The organism is Paraburkholderia nemoris (assembly GCF_905221015.1).
GTDB classification, from domain to species: Bacteria; Pseudomonadota; Gammaproteobacteria; order Burkholderiales; family Burkholderiaceae; genus Paraburkholderia; species Paraburkholderia nemoris.
Genome location: NZ_CAJNBO010000001.1, coordinates 359221 through 377026, shown reverse-complemented (window position 1 = coordinate 377026; position 17806 = coordinate 359221). Strand labels below are relative to the sequence as shown.

Sequence of the window (17806 nt, the reverse complement as noted above, 5' to 3'; positions counted from 1 at the left end):
GCGAATCAGCTGATGCCGCAGCAGCTGGCCTGAAAGCCAACTGTCAACCGTATCAGATGTTGCGCCGGGCTTAACCGCGCGGCCAACACCCACTTATCCCATCGACCAGGAGTTATGCATGGCGAAAGAAGAACTGCTTGAACTTGACGGTATCGTCGACGAAGTACTTCCGGACAGTCGTTACCGCGTGACGCTCGACAACGGCGTCGTGGTTGGCGCTTACGCGTCCGGACGTATGCGCAAGAATCACATCCGTATTCTCGCGGGCGACCGCGTGACGCTGGAACTGTCGGTTTACGATCTGACCAAGGGCCGGATCAATTTCCGTCACAAAGACGAGCGCGCCACCGGTGGCGGCGGCGCACGCAATACGCAATTCCGTCGCCGTTAAGGCGGGCGGCACGCTGACCGTTTCCTGAGTTGTTTCATGACCGGTCCGGGCGTGGTCAATTGTTGCCATCTGGTTGTTCGCGAAGCCTTTCGCGCGCCTTCTCCGGCTTGATTCGTTGACTCGAGTCTGAGCGGCGCGCCGCGGCGTCGCATGCGTTACCTCCCCTTCCTACACCCCGAACACCGCACCGAGATCTGCTCCTGCGGCGCTTTTGCGCACCTGTTCGACCACCCGCTCCTCCAGTTCCGACAGATGCTCACGCATCGCCGCGAGAGCCGCATGCAGGTCTCCCGCATCGAGCGCTTCGATAATCTGCAAATGCTCGTCCGCCGAGCAGGCTGAACCCTTCGACGGGTCGAACAACGCCTTATACAACTCGGTCTTCGCGACGAGCTGCCCAACGAGGCCGAGCAATTCCGTCCCGCCCGCCAATTCCGTCAACAACACATGAAACTGGCCCGCGAGCCGCACGGACTCCTCGACGGTGCCGGCGTGTGACGCCTTCTCTTCGCTGCGCACATGGGCGCGCAAGCGGCGCTTGTGAGCCGCGCTCAAACTCCCGCACAAAGCCGCCACGATGCCCGCCTCGACAATCTGCCGGGCGCGATACACCTGACGAATGTCTTCCTCGGATGGCGACGGCACGAACGCGCCGCGATTCGCCTCGAGCACCAGCTTGCCTTCGAAACCCAGGCGCGCGAGCACCTTGCGCAACGCGCCGCGCGTGCAGCCGAACGCCGCGGCGAGATCACGCTCGACCAGTTGCGCGCCCGGCCGTAGACGGCCTTGCAGCAATGCCGCGGTGATCGACGCATAAATGCGCTCTTCGACGGTGATCGAGTCGTCTTCGGGCGCGCTGCGGATAGGTGTGCCGGGGTTGGTGGACGGCGTACGCGGGGGACGGGAGACCATGAGTTCAGTAATGGAGAACGGAGCGATATCGCCCGGCATTGTAGCGACGCGGGGTGGCCGACGCCATTCGCAGGCGCTCGGACTTATACCGGGCATCAGGCAAATGGTTAACCATGCCATGGTATTATGGTTAACCAAAATAGTCGCGCACGGTGTTTTTCACCCTGTTCGCGCCTCCTCATCCGCCTTGCCGCCGCCGGTCGCGCAGCGCCACGCAGCGTTCTCTTCCCGCTTGCAAGGTGTCGCCCACTCTCGCATTCAGGTCCATTGTGAACTCGCACTCCGGCGCCAGCCCGACCCCAGCCCATGCCAACGACGCCTCCCACGCACTCACATGGCGAGACGCGCTATGGCTGGGCGCGATTGTCGTGATCGGCATCAATCTGCGGCCGCTGCTGACGTCGATCAGCCCGCTGATGACGACGATCCGCGATGCAACCGGCTTGAGCTTTTACGGCGCGTCGTTGCTGACCAGCCTGCCGGTCGTCGCGATGGGCATCGGCGCATTCGGCGCGGGCGCGCTAACCCGGTCAATCGGCGAAACGCGCGGCGTTGCGCTCGGCTTGCTGGCGATCGCGCTTGCCTGCGGCGCCCGCTGGTCGACCGCCAGCGGCGCTGCGCTCCTTGCGACGGCAGCGCTCGCGGGCGTCGGTGTCGCGGCGATTCAGGCGCTGCTGCCCGCCGTCCTGAAGCAGCGCTTCCCTGCACGCGTGCCGTTGGCGATGGGAGTTTTCTCAGCGTCGATCATGGGCGGCGGCGGCCTCGGGGCACGCTTGAGTCCGTGGGTGAGCGCAGCGATGGGGTCGTGGCATGCGGGGCTCGCAGTATGGGCGATTCCCGCTCTCGTGGCGTTGCTGTGCTGGCTGGGTTTGAACCGCGGACCTTCGCACGGCTCAGCGGCACAGCGCGCTCCGGCAGACGCGATCGCTTTTTCGCTTTGGCGCAAGCGGCGTGCGTGGACGCTTGGCTTGTACTTCGGGATCGTTAACGGCGGCTATACAACGCTCGTCGCGTGGTTGCCGGCGTTCTACCAACAGCATGGCGCGAGTGTCGCGGAGAGCGGTTCGCTCCTTGCAGGCATGACGGTGTTTCAGGCCGCGGCCGCTCTACTGCTGCCTCTTGCTGCCGCACCGTTCCGGGATCGACGCCCGTGGTTGATCCTCGGATTGTCGGCGCAACTGGTCGGCCTGCTTGGTTTGATCTTCTGGCCAGATGCCGCGCCGCTGGTGTGGGTCGCCATTGCCGGCGCCGGGCTTGGCGGCACTTTCTCGCTGACGCTCGTTACCGCTATGGATCATTCGGCACACCACAGCGTGGCCGGCAAGCTTGTCGCGTTTACGCAAGGTGTCGGCTTTGTTGTAGCGGCCATTACGCCCGTTTTTGCCGGCATGGTCCGGGGCTGGACTGGCGGTTTCGGCGCCGCCTGGGTCATGCTGGCCGTTAGCGTTGCCGCCATGATTGTCGTGAGCGTCTTCTTTTCGCCTCGCAGTTACGCGAAATGGAACTGATGCGTTGACATGCTGCGTGCGTGCAGGTCGATGGCCCTACACGGCAGGTAAATTATCTGACCGAGAAATAGAAACGCCTGATTGTTTATATCAATCAGGCTATTTATTATCTTCATTAAGCTATTTATAGCGTCCAAACATAAGAACCTGACCGGCTGACTAACAGCCGCAGAAGGTCACGTACCACGCAGCCGTCACCAACGGTCATTAGTTAGGAATCTTAACTCGACCCGAAAAATAGCCTGTGCCGGCTGGCCAAAGGACGGCCTATGGCTTTGGCACCGCTGATGACCGCAGTACGACTGCTTCATAAAAACAGGGGCAATCATTTCTGTATGTCGTACCGGGAATAAAACCGTGAATCAAAAGAAAGATGAGAGCGTGCGGAACGGCTCTCGTAGAACAACGGCTTACTTTAGCGCGCTGTGGTTCAAAGGAGGCGCGCGCCATGCATTGAAAAACGCTGCCTGTATGTCGCTTTCGCTGGCACTCGCTGCATGCGGCGGAAACGTTGGCGACGATATAACGTCCGAACCAACACCGCCCCTGGAAAAGACAGCGGCATTAGCGGCGGCATCAAACACTGTTCCTCTGCAATTGTCCTTAAAGATGAACACGAGCGGCCTGGCTTCCGACGCGTCCAACGACCGCTTCATTGTCAAATACAAAACCGGCAGCGTTGAACGCGGTTCAACCTCCGCGGTCCAGTCAAGACTTGACCGGCTAACGAATGCCTTCCCCGCGAAAGCGCGCCATGTGCGCCGCATGGGCATAGGGGCTGATGTGGTCACAACGGAACGCAAGCTTAACGTCAAGGACGCCAAAGCATTCATGCGCGCCATTGCGTCGGACCCTGACGTCGAATATGTAGAGCCCGATACACCGATGTCCGTAACAATGGCGCCAAACGATCCGGAATACAGCAGACAGTGGGGCTTAAGCTCGAACCAGAAACCCGGCGTCACCACTGCGGGCATACGGGCGGAGCCCGCCTGGGACATGGCTAGCGGTTCCGGAACTGTGATCGCGATGGTCGACAACGGCGTAACCAGTCATAGCGATCTGAATGCCAACATCCTGCCGGGGTACGATTTCACCGCGAACAATCGCGGTGGCGACGGCACGAATCCGGGTATCACGACAGAGACATGCGAAGTCGTGTGGCACGGCACTCACGTTGCGGGGATCATGGCCGCGCAGACCAACAATGGCATCGGCATAGCCGGCGTTGCGCCGGCGGCAAAGGTTGTCCCGGTCCGGGTCATGAATGCATGCGGAAGAGGGTTTACGTCCGATGTCGCTGACGGCGTGACGTGGGCCGCCGGTGGCAGCGTGTCGGGTGTCCCCACCAACGCCTACCCGGCGAAAGTCATTAACGTGAGCCTTGGGGGTGCGGGTTCCTGCGGAATGACGTTTCAGAACGCAATTGACTACGCAGCCAGTCGCGGCGCCGTTGTCGTTGCAGCGGTCGGCAACAATGGCAGCAGCGCAACGAATTTCACGCCGGCGAACTGCCGGAACGTTATCAGCGTCGGCGGCAGCAATCGGCCCGGCTTGAAGTGGGTTCTTTCGAACTATGGGCAGACTGTTGATATCGCCGCTCCTGGCGATTCGATCTGGTCCACCTACAACAACGGAACCGCCGCGCCGGGCAGCGAAGGCTATGCGTACCTTGACGGTACTTCGATGGCCGCGCCGATGGTGAGCGGCGTTATCGCACTCGCTCAATCAGTCGCGCCCGCGCCGCTGACCTCCGCGGAGATGAGAGCGCTGCTGACACAGAATGTGCAAGCGTTTCCCAACGGCAAACCGGATCAACCGATCGGCTCAGGCATCCTTGATGCGAATGCGACTGTCATTGCCGCCCGGTCTGGAAAAATTCCAGCGGCAGCGGATTTCACGTGCTCGGAAGCTGCGACGATCATGCAGGTGACATGCAAGGACCTGTCCACTGCCAGGGGTGCGCCGATCAAGTCATGGGCCTGGAATTTCGGCACGGGCGGTCCAGACATGGTCCGCACGCAATCTGTCGCGCCCTATGCGAACTATGACTATCCGGGCACGTACGAAATCACGTTCACAGTGACGGATAGCACCGGGGCCGTTAGCAGGCTGACGCGCCCGTTTCAGGTCATTCCTCCAACCCTTACGGACCTAAGCGCCGGTGTTCCGTTGACGATCTCAGCGAAAAACGGCGATATGCAGAATTACGCTCTGGTCGTTCCCGCGGGCGTCAAGAGCCTGACGTTCACCCTTTCGCCAGAAACAGCCAGCCAGATCGCGACGCTGTATGTCAGAGCCGGGACGCCCTCCTCGCTCCGTCCCGACTGTGAGTCCGTCATGGTGAGAGGTGGCGCCGCCACCTGCACGATCACCAACCCGGTAGCCGGAACTTACTACGGCATATTGAGCGCCAGCACAAAACTGAGCGGCGTTTCTCTTCTGGCCACGTACACGCAGTAGATCGGCTAAGCCAGCATTGCCCCTGTGTCGCGACTGCGAATTGCAGGGGCCTACTTCCGACAATCCACAGGCAAGCAATGAATCACGATGACGCAGACGTGAACGCTTTCGTCGCGCGCGCAGATGCCCATTTTTCCGCGCGACGTATGACCAAGGCGATGATCGGTTACCGCAAGGTGCTCGCCGTGCGCCCGCACGACGCGCATGCGCTGCACCGTATGGGCCTCGCCTGTGTTCATACGGACGAAATGGATCGTGCGCGCGGATACCTGGAACAGGCGTTGCAAGCAGCCCCTGAGCGGGCTGAATTGTGGGAACACGCGGGCCTGCTTGCCGCGTTGAAGGGCGACCATGCATCGGCTGAAGTGTCCTATCGCCGTGCGATCAGCCTGACTGGCGGCACGGCCAGTCTTCATCGGAACCTTGCCGACTGCCTGCGACTGTCCGGGCGTCTCGATGAGGCAACCACCCACTATGAAAAGTCCATTCAGATCGATTCGCGAGGACACCACGCCGTTCGCGCGTTGGCCCGAATTTGCACGGAACTCGGGAAGGTCCAGGAAGCTGCAGACTACTGGCAACGAGCGTGGATGCTCGACCCAGCAAGCCCGCGAGACGGACTCGACCGGATCGCGGCATTGGCTAAAGCCGGCCATAGTCGCGCGCTCGATGATGCAATCGGACAGGTCAGAACCCGTATTGCCGACAGTGCCGATACGCTTAATTCACTCGCCTACGTGTTGAACACTCACGACCGCTTCAGCGATGCGCTTAGCGTGGCCAGGCAAGGTCTCGTCATCAATCCGCTACACCCCCTTCTGCATCACAACGCAGCAAGAGCACTCAGCATCACTGGCAACGTCGTCGAAAGTCGGCCGCATAGTATCGAAGCCGCACGGCTTCTGCCGGACAACCCATACCTGCAGTTTCATCTCGCTGGCGTGCACCTGGCCCTTGGTGAGTTCGAAGAAGGCTGGAAGCGATACAGATGGTTTTACGAACTCCCCGGCACGGAACACGAGCGGATTCGCCCGGATTTCCCCGAGTGGCATGGCGAACCCGTCGAAGGGTGCCGGTTCCTGCTCGTCGGCGAACAGGGGTGCGGTGATGAAATCCAGTTCCTCAGATTCGCCGACTGGCTGAATCGTCAGGGTGCACTGGTAGATGTGCTGGTCAGTCGGCCGATCGCGGGGCTGGCTGCGAGCATGACAGCTGTCCAGACCGTATTCACCACCCCGCCTCCCGGTCCATACGACTACTGGTGCCATATGCTAAGGATGCCGGAGCATATGAACCTCGATTTACCCATGCTTCCGATTGCCATGCCCTACCTCGCGGCAACGCCGGAAAAACTAGGTCATTGGAAGACTCAGATCGAAGCAGTTCCACAAGACACCACGCAAGCCAAAAACAAATGTGTCGGCATCGTTTGGGCCGGCAACCCGAACCACGTTCTCGACCGTTATCGGTCAATCCGGCTGGCTACGCTAAAGCCCCTGCTTGGTCTTGCCGGGGTAACCTGGTATTCAGTGCAAAAAGGCGACCGCGAGCGCGAAAGCGAAGGCCTGGCGCATGAATACGACTTGCATACGCTCGGCCCCGCAATCGACGATTTCACGGACACCCTGGCGATATTGCAGACGCTCGATCTTCTGATCACCGTCGACACATCCGTCGCGCATCTTGCCGGCGCGGCCGGGCTCCCCGTTTGGTTGCTCGCGCCAGCCTACCCTGAGTGGCGATGGCTGACCAACAGAACCGATAGCCCATGGTATCCATCAATGCGTCTATTCCGGCAGCAGGAACTGGGCGAGTGGGACCCCGTTGTCAAAGAAGTGCGAGCGGCGCTGCAACTGTGGCGTGACACCCCCGCAGCCCGCCCTTGCGGTCATTAAAACAATGTTCATACCTCGTGCGCCGCTTCGGTGCATGCCTTGCGCATGCCCCGTACGGGTGCAGCTCCTGCTGTCTAAACTATTTGTAAGCCCATGATCGCGTTGCCTTCAGCGTAATCGTCCTGCACTGGCATACACGTTGCTTTACCAGTAGTCAGCCGTCGATAAACCACACCCCATGCTGCGTGTTCTCCTCGTAACCGATACCGACAAGCCGATAGGCGATCTGCGCGATGCCCTCGCACGACTCGGCTACGAGATGCTGGCCGGCACGGCAACGCCGCAGGCGCTGCATCGCGTGGTTCAGAGCGAGCGGCCCGATGTCATCATCATCGACACGGAATCGCCGTCGCGCGACACGCTCGAACAACTCGCGGTGATGAACGCCACCGCGCCACGTCCGGTGCTGATGTTCAGTCACGATGCAAACCAGCAGTTGATCCGCGACGCGGTCGGCGCCGGGGTCACGGCCTACCTCGTCGAAGGGCTCGCCACGGAACGACTGGCGCCGATCCTCGAAGTCGCCCTCGCACGATTCGCACAGGAATCGGAGTTGCGCGAACGCCTCGCGCAAGTCGAAAATGAACTAGCCGAACGCAAGTTGATCGATCGCGCCAAACGCCTGCTGATGGATCAACTGAAGATCACGGAACACGCCGCCTACGCCAATCTGCGCAAGCGCGCAATGAACCAGGGCGTCAAACTCGCCGAAGTCGCGCGCGCCGTCGTCGCGGCGGCCGACTCGCTAAAATGAAGCGCCGCACATGAACTCTCCCAGCTCCCTCGCCCCATCGTCCGCGCCTGCTCCGCTCGAGAAGACCCATCTGCGGCTCGGGTTCGTCGCACTAGCGGATGTCGCACCGCTCGTCGCTGCGAAGCTGCTCGAATTCGGCCACGCCCACGGCTTGACGCTGGAATTGTGCCGACAGCCGTCATGGGCCGCCGTGCGCGACAAACTGCTGTCGGGCGACCTCGATGCGGCGCATGTGCTCTACGGTCTCGTCTACGGCGTGCAACTCGGCCTCGGCGGTCCGCAAACGGATATGGCCGTGCTGATGGTGCTCAATCGCAACGGCCAGGCCATCACGCTTTCGAACCGTCTCACCGACGCATTAGCCGAACACGGCACCCTGCCCAAGGCGTTGGCGACGCTCGAGCGCAAGCCGGTGTTCGCACAGACCTTCCCCACCGGCACGCACGCCATGTGGCTGTACTTCTGGCTGGCGTCCCAAGGCGTGCATCCGTTGCGCGATATCGAGAGCGTGGCGATTCCGCCGCCGCAAATGGTCGCCGCGCTCTCGGAAGAAAGGCTCGATGGCTTCTGTGTCGGTGAGCCGTGGAATGCAATGGCTGAAGCGGAAGGTGTCGGCAGAACGGTCGCTTACACGAGCGAAGTGTGGCCCGATCATCCCGAGAAAGTGCTGGCGTGCCGGCGCGATTTTGTCAGCACGAATCCGAACACGGCACGAGCGCTGGTGCAGACCATGCTCGAAGCGTGCCGCTGGCTCGACGGTGCGGGGCATCGCGAGGAGATTGCCCGTTGGCTCGCGCGGCCCGAATTTATCGGTATCGATGAAGCATTGATTGCGGCGCGGCTCGGCAACGAGATCGCGGCCTCGGCGCCGCGGGGTTTGCCCATGCGGTTCTTCGACAGCGGCGCAGTGAATTATCCGCGAACATCCGACGGTGCCTGGTTCCTCACGCAATTCGAACGCTGGGGGATGATCGACCCACGCGCGGATTACGCGGAAATCGCGGCGCACATCAATCAGACGGAGTTGTATCGTGAGGCGGCAGCACGCGTCGGTGTAGTAGTGCCGGGCGACGAGTGCTCTCAAGTGCTCATCGACGGCAAGGTGTGGGGTAGCGACACGGAACCCACGGCTTACGCGCGGAGCTTCACTATCCGCGCGTAGCGATGTGGTTGCAACATGCTCGTCACGCGGACTTTAACGCCGGAAACAGCACGCTAACTACCAGCCCACCGCCGGGCGCATCGCTCAATGCAATCACCGCGCCATGCACGCGCGTGATTTCCCGCACGATCGATAAACCCAGCCCGCTACCCTCGACCAATTGCGTCGCTTCGCTGCGATAGAACCGCTCGAACACCGCATCGCGTTCGCCGACGGCAATCCCCGGCCCGTTATCGATCACCTGCAGCAACGGTTGCTCAGCTTCGCATGCAACGCGTACGGTAATCACCGCGCCATCCCCCGAATAACGGATCGCGTTGTCGATCAGATTGCCGACCAGTTCCGCGAGCAGATCGGTCTGGCCCATCACGTCGACACGCGCGTCCTGTTCGAAGCCGAGATCGATACCACGCGAGCGCGCCACCGGCGACCAGTCAAGCGTCACGCTGCGCGCCACTTTGTGCAGCGGCACGGCGGCATGCTTGACCGTATACCCGCTGTCCGCATCGAGCCGCGAGAGTGACAGCAATTGCTGCACGATACGCACCGCCTGCTGCACCGCGCGATTCAGCCGCCGCAAATGCACGCCTTGCCGACCACTACCGTTCGAGGGTTCATCACCGCCATCGATATCGCGCAACGCCAGCTCTGACTCCGCCTGAATGACCGCAAGCGGCGTCTTCAACTGATGCGCGGCGTCGTTAAAAAATCGCCGGCGCGATAACTGCATCAACTGCGTGCGGCCGATGTACTGATTGATCGAATCGACCAGCGGCGCGACTTCACTCGGTAGGTCCACCGTATCGAGCGGCGTTGGATCGTCCTCGGCACGCGCGGCAACTTTCGCCGACAGGCGGTTCAGCGGCCGCAAGCCGCGCGCCACTCCCAGCCACACGATGCCGAGCGCGAGCACCACCAGCAGGAATTCCTGTTGCAGTGAGCCGATCAGAATCTCGCGTGCCAACGCCTGGCGCTGCTCGATCGTTTCGCCGACCCGCACGAGCACCACACGCGTCTGCGCTGACGGCACATCGTGGACCGGCAATCTCAGCATCGCGATGCGTAACGGACGTCCGCGAAACACGTCGTCGTAAAACTGCACACTGTAAGGCTCGGCAAGCGCCTTCGTACCCGGCGGCAGATCCGGATAGCCGGTCACTACCCGGCCGCCCTCCTCGCGGATCTGATAGTAGATGTTGCCGCCGCCGTTGGATTCGAACATCTCCAGCGCGAGATACGGCAGATCGACTTCGATCTGAGCGTCACGCAAACGGATACCGTCACGTATCGACCGCAGCGAAAACTCCAACGTGCGATCGAAGGCCGCATGCGCCGCGTTCATTGCGCGCTGATAAGTGAGCCATGCATCGAAGGCCAGCAGCAGAAGCAGCGGCAGCAACAACCAGAGCGCGACGCGAACGCGCAGATTCGGCCGCGTCATGCGTCTTTCGCTTCCAGCAGATAGCCGAGCCCGCGCAGCGTCACGATGCCGACCGAACTGCGCTCGAGTTTCTTGCGTAGACGATGCACATAGATTTCGATGGCATCGGCATTCACCGATTCATCGAGCCCAAAGATTTTCTCCGAGAGCGTGTCCTTGTTGATCGCGCGGCCGTTACGCAGGATCAACACCTCGAGCACCGAACGCTCGCGCGGGGTCAATGCAAGCGGCTCGCCGCCAAGCGTGAAGCCGCGGTCGACGCTGTCGTAAAGCAGCGTGCCGCATTGCGCATGCAGCGGTTCCTGGCCGTGACTGCGGCGCAGCAGCGCCCTCGCACGCGCTTCGAGTTCGGTAAGCGCAAAGGGTTTGGCCAGGTAATCGTCCGCGCCGAGATCGAGCCCGCGTACACGCTCTTCCACCGAACCGTGTGCGGTCAGCATCAACACCGGCACCGCGTTGCGCCGCGCGCGCAGACGCCTCAGCACTTCGAGACCGTCGAGCTTCGGCAAACCGATATCGAGAATCACCAGCGCGTAGTCTTGCGTGCGCAAAACATGGTCGGCGGATTCGCCGTCGTGCATGCAATCAACCGTGAGTTTCGCGCTGGTCAGCGCATCGGTTAGCGAGCGGGAAAGGATCGGATTGTCTTCGACGAGCAGCACACGCATAAACAGAATCCCAGGGAAATCCATGAGGCGAATTCGACCATTGTGACGCATTTTCCTCGAAAACTGAAAGCATTCAGAAAGCACGCGTCTCTTACCATTCGCCTACACAAAACAAACACAATGTTTTCTGGAGGAAGACGTGCAAATCTCTTTGAAGTATCTCGCCGTAGCCGTTGCATTCGCCGCAAACTCAGCATGGGCGGCCTTTCCGGCCGGCTATCCCAGTGATTACCAGGCCACCGTCGACGGTGCAAAGAAGGAAGGCAAGCTGATCGTGTATTCGGTCACGGACACGGCCCTCGTGCGCCCGCTCGTCAAGGATTTTGAAAGCTTGTATGGCATCAAGGTCGAATACAACGACATGAACAGCACCGAGCTGTACAACCGCTACATCAGCGAAAATGCAGCCAGCAGCACCAGCGCCGACGTGCTGTGGAGCTCGGCGATGGACCTGCAGGTCAAGCTCGTCAACGACGGCCTGATGGCCAGTTACGAATCGCCCGAAGCGAAGCAGTTGCCGCAATGGGCGCAGTACCAGAAGCAGGCGTACGGCACCACGTACGAGCCGCTTGCGATCGTCTACAACAAGCGCCTTCTGGCCGCGGGCGAAGTGCCGCAAACCCGCGCCGATCTGATCAAGCTGCTGCAAAGCAAGCCCGATCAGTTCAAGGGCAAGGTCACGACTTACGACATCGAAAAATCCGGCGTCGGCTTCAACTATCTGACGCAAGACGCGCGCGTCAATCCGCAAGTCACGTGGGACCTCGTGAAAGCAATGGGCGCAACCGGCCCGAAACTGCAATCGAGTACCGGCGCGATGATGGAGCGCATTTCTTCGGGCGAAAACCTGATCGGCTACAACATTCTCGGCTCCTACGCGCTCACCAAAGCGAAGAAGGACCCGTCGATCGGCTACGTCTATCCGAAGGACTACACGCTAGTGGTGAGCCGCCTCGTGACAATTTCGAAGAAAGCGCAAAGCCCGAACGCGGCGAAGCTGTGGGTCGACTACCTGCTGTCGCAACGCGGTCAGACCTTGCTCGCGAACCAGGCGAGCCTGTTCTCGATTCGCGCGGACGTCGAAGGCGAAACGTCGATGGCCGGCCTCACGAAACAGCTTGGCGACTCGCTCAAACCGATCCCGATCGGCTCCGGCCTGCTGGTTTATCTCGACCAGTCCAAGCGGCTTGAATTCCTCAAGCAATGGCAGCAGTCGATCAAGCGCTAAGCCTCGGCTGACCTGACGGCGTCCACGCTGAAACGCGCGGACGCCACGCCTTCCTTCACTACCTGTCGATATGCGGCTTTCACGCTGCAGGGGGACACTCATGCTTTCCACTAGCGCGACCGGACACCGCGATGCACCACCTCTCGCGGCCGACGGCGCTCCGATAGGTGCGCTGCCGCGCGGCGGTCTGCAGCCGTTCGCGGGGCTGCTGCGCTGGCTCGTCATCGCGGTGCTGACCGTCGCGGTGGCGCTGCCGCTCGGCTTCATTCTGTTCCAGAGCGTGCTGAACGCGCCGTTCTTCGACGCCAAACGCACGCTCGGTCTTGCCGGCTTCGAATTCATTTTCAGCGACCCCGATTTCTGGTCCGCGCTGAAGAACTCTTTCGTCATCGCGGCCGGGATGCTGTTCATCTCGATCCCGCTCGGCGGCATTCTCGCGTTCCTGATGGTGCGCACTGACCTGCCGGGCCGCCGCTGGCTCGAACCGCTGCTGCTCACCCCTGTATTCGTTTCGCCAATGGTGCTCGCATTCGGCTATGTGGTCGCGGCCGGTCCGGTCGGCTTCTATTCGGTCTGGTGGAAGGAACTGTTCGGCGCCGCCGAAGCGCCATGGAGCGTGTACTCGATTCTTGCGATCACGATCATCGTCGGCCTCACGCATGTGCCGCACGTGTATCTGTATTCGTCAGCGGCGCTGCGTAATCTCGGCTCGGACGTCGAAGAAGCGGCGCGTGTCGCCGGTGCGCGACCGTTCCGTGTCGCGCTCGACGTCAGTCTGCCGATGACGTTGCCCGCCTTGCTGTTCGCCGGCGTGCTGGTGTTCTTCCTCGGCTTCGAAGTGTTCGGCCTGCCGCTCGTACTCGGTGACCCCGAAGGTCACCTCGTGCTGGCGACGTATCTGTACAAGCTCACCAACAAGCTCGGCGTGCCTTCGTATCACCTGATGGCCGCGGTTGCCGTATGCATCGTGGCAATCACGTTCCCGCTCGTGCTGTTGCAGCGACGTCTGCTGAAGAGCGCGAACCGCTTCGTCACGGTCAAGGGTAAGGCGGGACGTCAGACCGTGCTGCCGCTCGGCGCATGGCGCTGGGTTGCGCTGGCAATCGTCGCGCTGTGGCTGCTGCTCACGGTGTTCGTGCCGCTCTCCGGCATCACGCTGCGCGCGTTCGTCACCAACTGGGGCGAAGGCGTGAATCTCGCCGAAGTGCTGACGCTCGCCAACTTCACCGAACTGTTCGAACAGGACAACCTGGTCCGCGCGATTCTCAATACGCTCGGCATCGGCGTGCTCGGTGGCGCGCTGGCAGTGGGCTTCTATTCGCTGGTTGCATTTGCCGGCCATCGCCGCAACGACTGGGCCACGCGCCTGCTCGATTACCTCGTGCTGCTGCCGCGCGCAGTGCCCGGCCTGCTCGCGGGTCTTGCCTTCCTGTGGATCTTCCTCTTCGTGCCCGGCCTGAAGGAATTGAAGAACTCCATGTGGAGCATCTGGATCGCGTACACCGTCGTGTGGCTCGCGTACGGCATGCGCCTGATTCAAAGCGCGCTGCTGCAAGTCGGCCCCGAACTCGAAGAAGCGGGACGCAGCGTCGGCGGCACCCGCGCGCGCGTCAGTCTTGACGTGACGCTGCCGCTCGTGCGCTTCGGTCTGCTCGCGGCATGGCTGCTGATCTTTATGATCTTCGAGCGCGAATACTCGACCGCCGTCTATCTGCTCTCGCCCGGCACGGAAGTGATCGGCGCGCTACTCGTGTCGCTGTGGGCGACCGGCGCGGTCGATCAGGTCGCGGCGCTTTCTGTCATCAACATCGCGATGGTCGGCGTCGGACTCGGCGTCGCCCTGCGCTTCGGAGTGAAATTGCATGGATAAGCTCTCGGTCGACAATCTGTTTCTCAGCTATGGCGACAACCCGATCCTGAAGGGCGTGTCGTTCGAACTGAATCCCGGCGAAGTGGTGTGCCTGCTGGGCGCATCGGGCAGCGGCAAAACCACCCTGCTGCGCGCGGTCGCGGGACTTGAACAACCTTCCTCGGGCCGTATCGAACTGGACGGCAAGGTGTTTTTTGACGGTGCTTCCAAAGTCGATCTGCCGGTCGAACAACGCTCGCTTGGGTTGGTGTTTCAGTCATATGCGCTGTGGCCGCATCGCACGGTGGCGGACAACGTGGGCTATGGATTGAAATTGCGGCGCGTATCGAGCGCTGAGCAAAAGAAACGAGTGCAGTCTGCACTCGACCAGCTCGGCCTGGGTCATCTCGCCGCGCGTTATCCGTATCAGCTTTCCGGCGGCCAGCAACAGCGTGTGGCGATTGCGCGGGCGCTGGTCTACAACCCGCCCGTCATTCTGCTCGACGAACCGCTGTCGAATCTCGACGCCAAGCTGCGTGAAGAAGCGCGCGCCTGGTTGCGCGAACTGATCGTATCGCTCGGCCTGTCCGCGTTGTGCGTCACGCACGACCAGACCGAAGCGATGGCGATGTCCGACCGCATCCTGCTACTGCGCAATGGCCGCATCGAACAGGAAGGCACGCCCGCTGAACTGTATGGCGCGCCCCGCTCGCTCTATACCGCCGAATTCATGGGCAGCAATAACCGGATCGACGCGCGCGTTGCCGCGGTCGACGGCGAACGCGTGACGCTGGCCGGCGACGGCTGGCAATTGCAAGCCCAGGCGCGCGAAGCGCTCACCACCGGGCAAAACGCGCAGGCCGTGATTCGCCTCGAGCGCGTGCAGGTCGCCGATGGCCCAGGCGCAAACCGCCTCGAGGCCGACCTCATCACGTCGATGTATCTCGGCGACCGCTGGGAATACCTGTTCCATTGCGGCGATCTGCGCCTGCGCGCCTTCGGCCATGTGCCGCGCGCAGCCGGGCGTCACTGGATCGAGTTCCCCGCCAACGACTGCTGGGCCTTCGCACAGGCGAGCTGAAGTGAATTCAAACGTGCTGATGGACCCGGCCACACCGTATCCCCAACCGAAGTGAATAAACCAAGCACAGGAGACTGTTGATGAAGTGGAGCATGACAAAGGCGACCCTCGGCGTGACGTGCGCCGGCCTCGCTGGATTTGCAGCAACGGCGCATGCGCAATCGAGCGTGACCTTGTACGGTATCGTCGATGCGGGCGTCGAATATGTGAATCATGCGAGCAAGGACGGCGGCGCCACGCGTCTCGTCTCGGGCGGTAAGAACACCTCGCGCTGGGGCCTGCGTGGCGTCGAGGATCTTGGCGGCGGACTGAAGGCGGTCTTCCAGTTGGAGAGCGGCATCAACGTCGCGAACGGCCAGTTCGACGACGGTCCCGGCGCAATCTTCGACCGCCGCGCCACGATCGGCCTGAAAAACCGCTTCGGGCAAATCACGCTCGGCCGCAATTTCACGACCACTTACGACTACATGTTGCAGTTCGACCCGATGGGTTACGCGCCGAACTACTCGTGGGCGACGTCATCCACCGCTACCGGCGGTCGCAAGGATGGCTTGTTCTCGCGCTCGGCTAACGCCGTGCGCTATGACGGCACGTATGCCGGCTTCAAGTTCGGCGCTATGTACGGCTTCGGCAACGTACCGGGCAGCATGAAGTCGAGCTCCAAGTACGACTTCGGTCTCGGCTACGAGAACGGTCCGTTTGCAGCCGTCGCCACCTTCGACCGGCAGAACGGTGCGAACGACAGCGTGACGCCTGCAGATACCACCAACTACATTCAAGGCATCCACGCAGGTTTGAGCTACGACTTCGGCACGGTGAAGGCCATGGCCGGTTATCGCAACTATCGGCGCACCTTCCACACCGCCGCGCCGACCTTGCGCAGCGATATGTACTGGGTCGGCGGCCAATACGATGTGACGCCGTTCTTCTCGCTGTTTGCCGCGGTCTTCCATCAGGACATCAAGGATGCGAGCGACGCCGATCCGACGCTGTTCTCGCTGCGCGCGCAATACGCATTGTCGAAGCGGACGGTGCTGTATATGGCGGGCGGTTATGCGATGGCCAAGCATGACAACGCGGTCAGCCTGTCGCGCGATCTGACTGGCGCGGCGGATACGCAAGCGGGTGTCACGGCGGGGATTCAGCACCGGTTCTGACGCATCATGAACGGATAACGCATAGAGGCGTGCAGGCATCCAAAGCGGAGCGAGGCGCGGCGAAGGTCAATCCTTCGGCGCGCCTCGCTCGTTTGCTTTTAGATGGATTCGGGCAGTCCATTCACCTAGAATGGATCAGACAAACGGAGCACTCGCCGACAGGAGCCATGCCATGTCACAGGCAAGCCGTGATACCCGTAAGACGCCTCGCCACGGTCTGCTGTGGTTCGTTGCATTGTGGCTGCTTGGCGTCGGCGGGACGGCACTACTCGTGCTTCCGTTTCACCTTCTCGTCGCTGCAGCCATGCATCACTAGCATCGGCATCTTCCCCAGCGCTTATGCGTCCGCCCTCGCGCAACTCAAGATTACTCAAGCGCTGGTGGCAACTGTCCAAGTTGCCGGAACACCGATAGCCAGTCTTCGAGATGCCACGTCTTCGCAATCAGATTTCCGCGCATCTGATGGAAAGAGTGAATCGCGAAACTGATGTGTTTGGAACTGGCAGCAATGCCCAGTAGCGTCCCGGTTTGGGTGCCCGTGATCTCTGCGCGAACGCCCACCCGGTCTCCATGAATCAACACGTCGAGAATGGTGATTTTCATATCCGGCAGTGCTGTGGCGATGTTCGCGAATATTTGAACCATCTGGTCAGGTCCCGGCGCCGCCCCAGCGGGCTCGGGAATATATTCCCAATCAGGGGTAACGACCTTTCGTAACAACGCGACGCTTTTCTGCTCGAAGGCGCGATAGAGCCCTTCAATTGCTTCACGGGTGATAGCTTCATCCGCAGATACGGCCATGTCCGGTTACTCCTGAAGAATGCACCCGGTCAGGCAAGTGGTTTGCGAAAGACGCTCCCGCCATAACCGAGCACGATGTTGTCGACTTCAAACGGTGACGCCTCTTGCGCCTCGAGGATGAATGCCACGTGGCCAGGGGTCAGTTTGCCGGATATCGATGCGACCAGGTCGTCGTCGAACGTCTCCTTGATCGCATGCTCAGCCAGTCCACCGCTCGCCCCTATCGTTAAGCCAAGTAGCGCCCCTGCCGGTCCACCAAGCATCCCGATCAAACCGCCCGTTAGCGCACCGATCACTGTGCCCCAAAACGGCCGGGTTTGCTTGTCGAGCAGGATCAGCTTACCTGTTGCGTCCTTTTGAACCAGCACGCCACTTTCGATTTTGAAACCAAGGTCTTTTTCCTCAAAATTCCGGAAATCCCGACCGGCTCTTTCGGCGACGTCCACACTGTCGAAAACCGCGACGATCAACTGTTGTGCCATTTGATAGCTCCTTG

15 protein-coding genes and 1 pseudogene are annotated in these 17806 nt (G+C 61.2%); 11 read left to right on the top strand and 5 right to left on the bottom strand.

The genetic code is table 11. From position 1 onward, the window contains the following. Positions 1-118: 118 nt before the first annotated feature. The gene (gene infA / locus KHO33_RS01665) at positions 119-391 is read left to right on the top strand and encodes a translation initiation factor IF-1 (RefSeq protein WP_012427521.1); all 273 of its coding nucleotides are present in this window, start codon (positions 119-121) and stop codon (positions 389-391) included. Between the two features lie 168 nt (positions 392-559). Here the strand turns inward: infA and KHO33_RS01660 are convergent, their stop codons facing one another. Next, positions 560-1303 (bottom strand): GntR family transcriptional regulator, encoded by a 744-nt coding sequence (locus KHO33_RS01660; protein ID WP_234480410.1) that lies wholly within the window; start codon positions 1301-1303, stop codon positions 560-562. Between the two features lie 269 nt (positions 1304-1572). Between KHO33_RS01660 and KHO33_RS01655 the strand changes: the two genes are divergently transcribed. The 5 genes from KHO33_RS01655 to KHO33_RS01635 all read left to right on the top strand — a co-directional run bounded on the left by KHO33_RS01655 (position 1573) and on the right by KHO33_RS01635 (position 9085). Next, on the top strand, positions 1573-2811 hold the full coding sequence (locus KHO33_RS01655) for a cyanate transporter (RefSeq protein WP_200561888.1): 1239 nt from the start codon (positions 1573-1575) through the stop codon (positions 2809-2811). A gap of 357 nt (positions 2812-3168) precedes the next feature. After that, positions 3169-5274: a S8 family serine peptidase gene (locus tag KHO33_RS01650; RefSeq protein WP_200561889.1), complete on the top strand. Its 2106-nt coding sequence runs from the start codon at positions 3169-3171 to the stop codon at positions 5272-5274. A gap of 98 nt (positions 5275-5372) precedes the next feature. Continuing rightward, positions 5373-7169, top strand: a complete 1797-nt coding sequence (locus KHO33_RS01645; RefSeq protein WP_236074647.1) for a tetratricopeptide repeat protein — start codon at positions 5373-5375, stop codon at positions 7167-7169. 178 nt (positions 7170-7347) lie between these two features. Then, positions 7348-7923 (top strand): ANTAR domain-containing response regulator, encoded by a 576-nt coding sequence (locus tag KHO33_RS01640; RefSeq protein WP_054036012.1) that lies wholly within the window; start codon positions 7348-7350, stop codon positions 7921-7923. Positions 7924-7933: 10 nt separating this feature from the next. Continuing rightward, positions 7934-9085 (top strand): CmpA/NrtA family ABC transporter substrate-binding protein, encoded by a 1152-nt coding sequence (locus KHO33_RS01635; protein WP_200561891.1) that lies wholly within the window; start codon positions 7934-7936, stop codon positions 9083-9085. Between the two features lie 22 nt (positions 9086-9107). On the opposite strand, the gene KHO33_RS01630 is transcribed toward KHO33_RS01635, so the two are convergent. Further along, positions 9108-10526, bottom strand: coding sequence for a sensor histidine kinase (locus tag KHO33_RS01630; RefSeq protein WP_200561892.1), 1419 nt, complete (start codon positions 10524-10526; stop codon positions 9108-9110). Continuing rightward, a complete protein-coding gene (locus KHO33_RS01625) occupies positions 10523-11194 on the bottom strand; it encodes a response regulator (protein WP_054036101.1) in 672 nt (223 codons plus the stop codon). The genes KHO33_RS01630 and KHO33_RS01625 overlap by 4 nt, the downstream gene beginning before the upstream one ends. Positions 11195-11333: 139 nt before the next feature. Between KHO33_RS01625 and KHO33_RS01620 the strand changes: the two genes are divergently transcribed. The 5 genes from KHO33_RS01620 to KHO33_RS01600 all read left to right on the top strand — a co-directional run bounded on the left by KHO33_RS01620 (position 11334) and on the right by KHO33_RS01600 (position 16825). After that, positions 11334-12422, top strand: coding sequence for an ABC transporter substrate-binding protein (locus KHO33_RS01620; protein ID WP_200561893.1), 1089 nt, complete (start codon positions 11334-11336; stop codon positions 12420-12422). 100 nt (positions 12423-12522) lie between these two features. Then, the gene (locus KHO33_RS01615) at positions 12523-14292 is read left to right on the top strand and encodes an ABC transporter permease (protein ID WP_200561894.1); all 1770 of its coding nucleotides are present in this window, start codon (positions 12523-12525) and stop codon (positions 14290-14292) included. After that, the gene (locus KHO33_RS01610; protein ID WP_054036008.1) at positions 14285-15352 is read left to right on the top strand and encodes an ABC transporter ATP-binding protein; all 1068 of its coding nucleotides are present in this window, start codon (positions 14285-14287) and stop codon (positions 15350-15352) included. Before KHO33_RS01615 ends, KHO33_RS01610 begins: the two co-directional genes overlap by 8 nt. Before the next feature lie 80 nt (positions 15353-15432). Continuing rightward, positions 15433-16509, top strand: coding sequence for a porin (locus tag KHO33_RS01605; protein ID WP_200561895.1), 1077 nt, complete (start codon positions 15433-15435; stop codon positions 16507-16509). 172 nt (positions 16510-16681) lie between these two features. After that, a complete protein-coding gene (locus tag KHO33_RS01600; protein WP_200561896.1) occupies positions 16682-16825 on the top strand; it encodes a hypothetical protein in 144 nt (47 codons plus the stop codon). Positions 16826-16875: 50 nt separating this feature from the next. Here KHO33_RS01600 and KHO33_RS01595 read toward each other — a convergent pair whose 3' ends face one another. Continuing rightward, positions 16876-17310 (bottom strand): ester cyclase, encoded by a 435-nt coding sequence (locus KHO33_RS01595; RefSeq protein WP_200561897.1) that lies wholly within the window; start codon positions 17308-17310, stop codon positions 16876-16878. Between the two features lie 29 nt (positions 17311-17339). Beyond that, positions 17340-17591 (bottom strand): annotated as a pseudogene (locus tag KHO33_RS42885) (DUF1269 domain-containing protein); the annotation flags it as partial. Between the last annotated feature and the right edge of the window lie 215 nt (positions 17592-17806).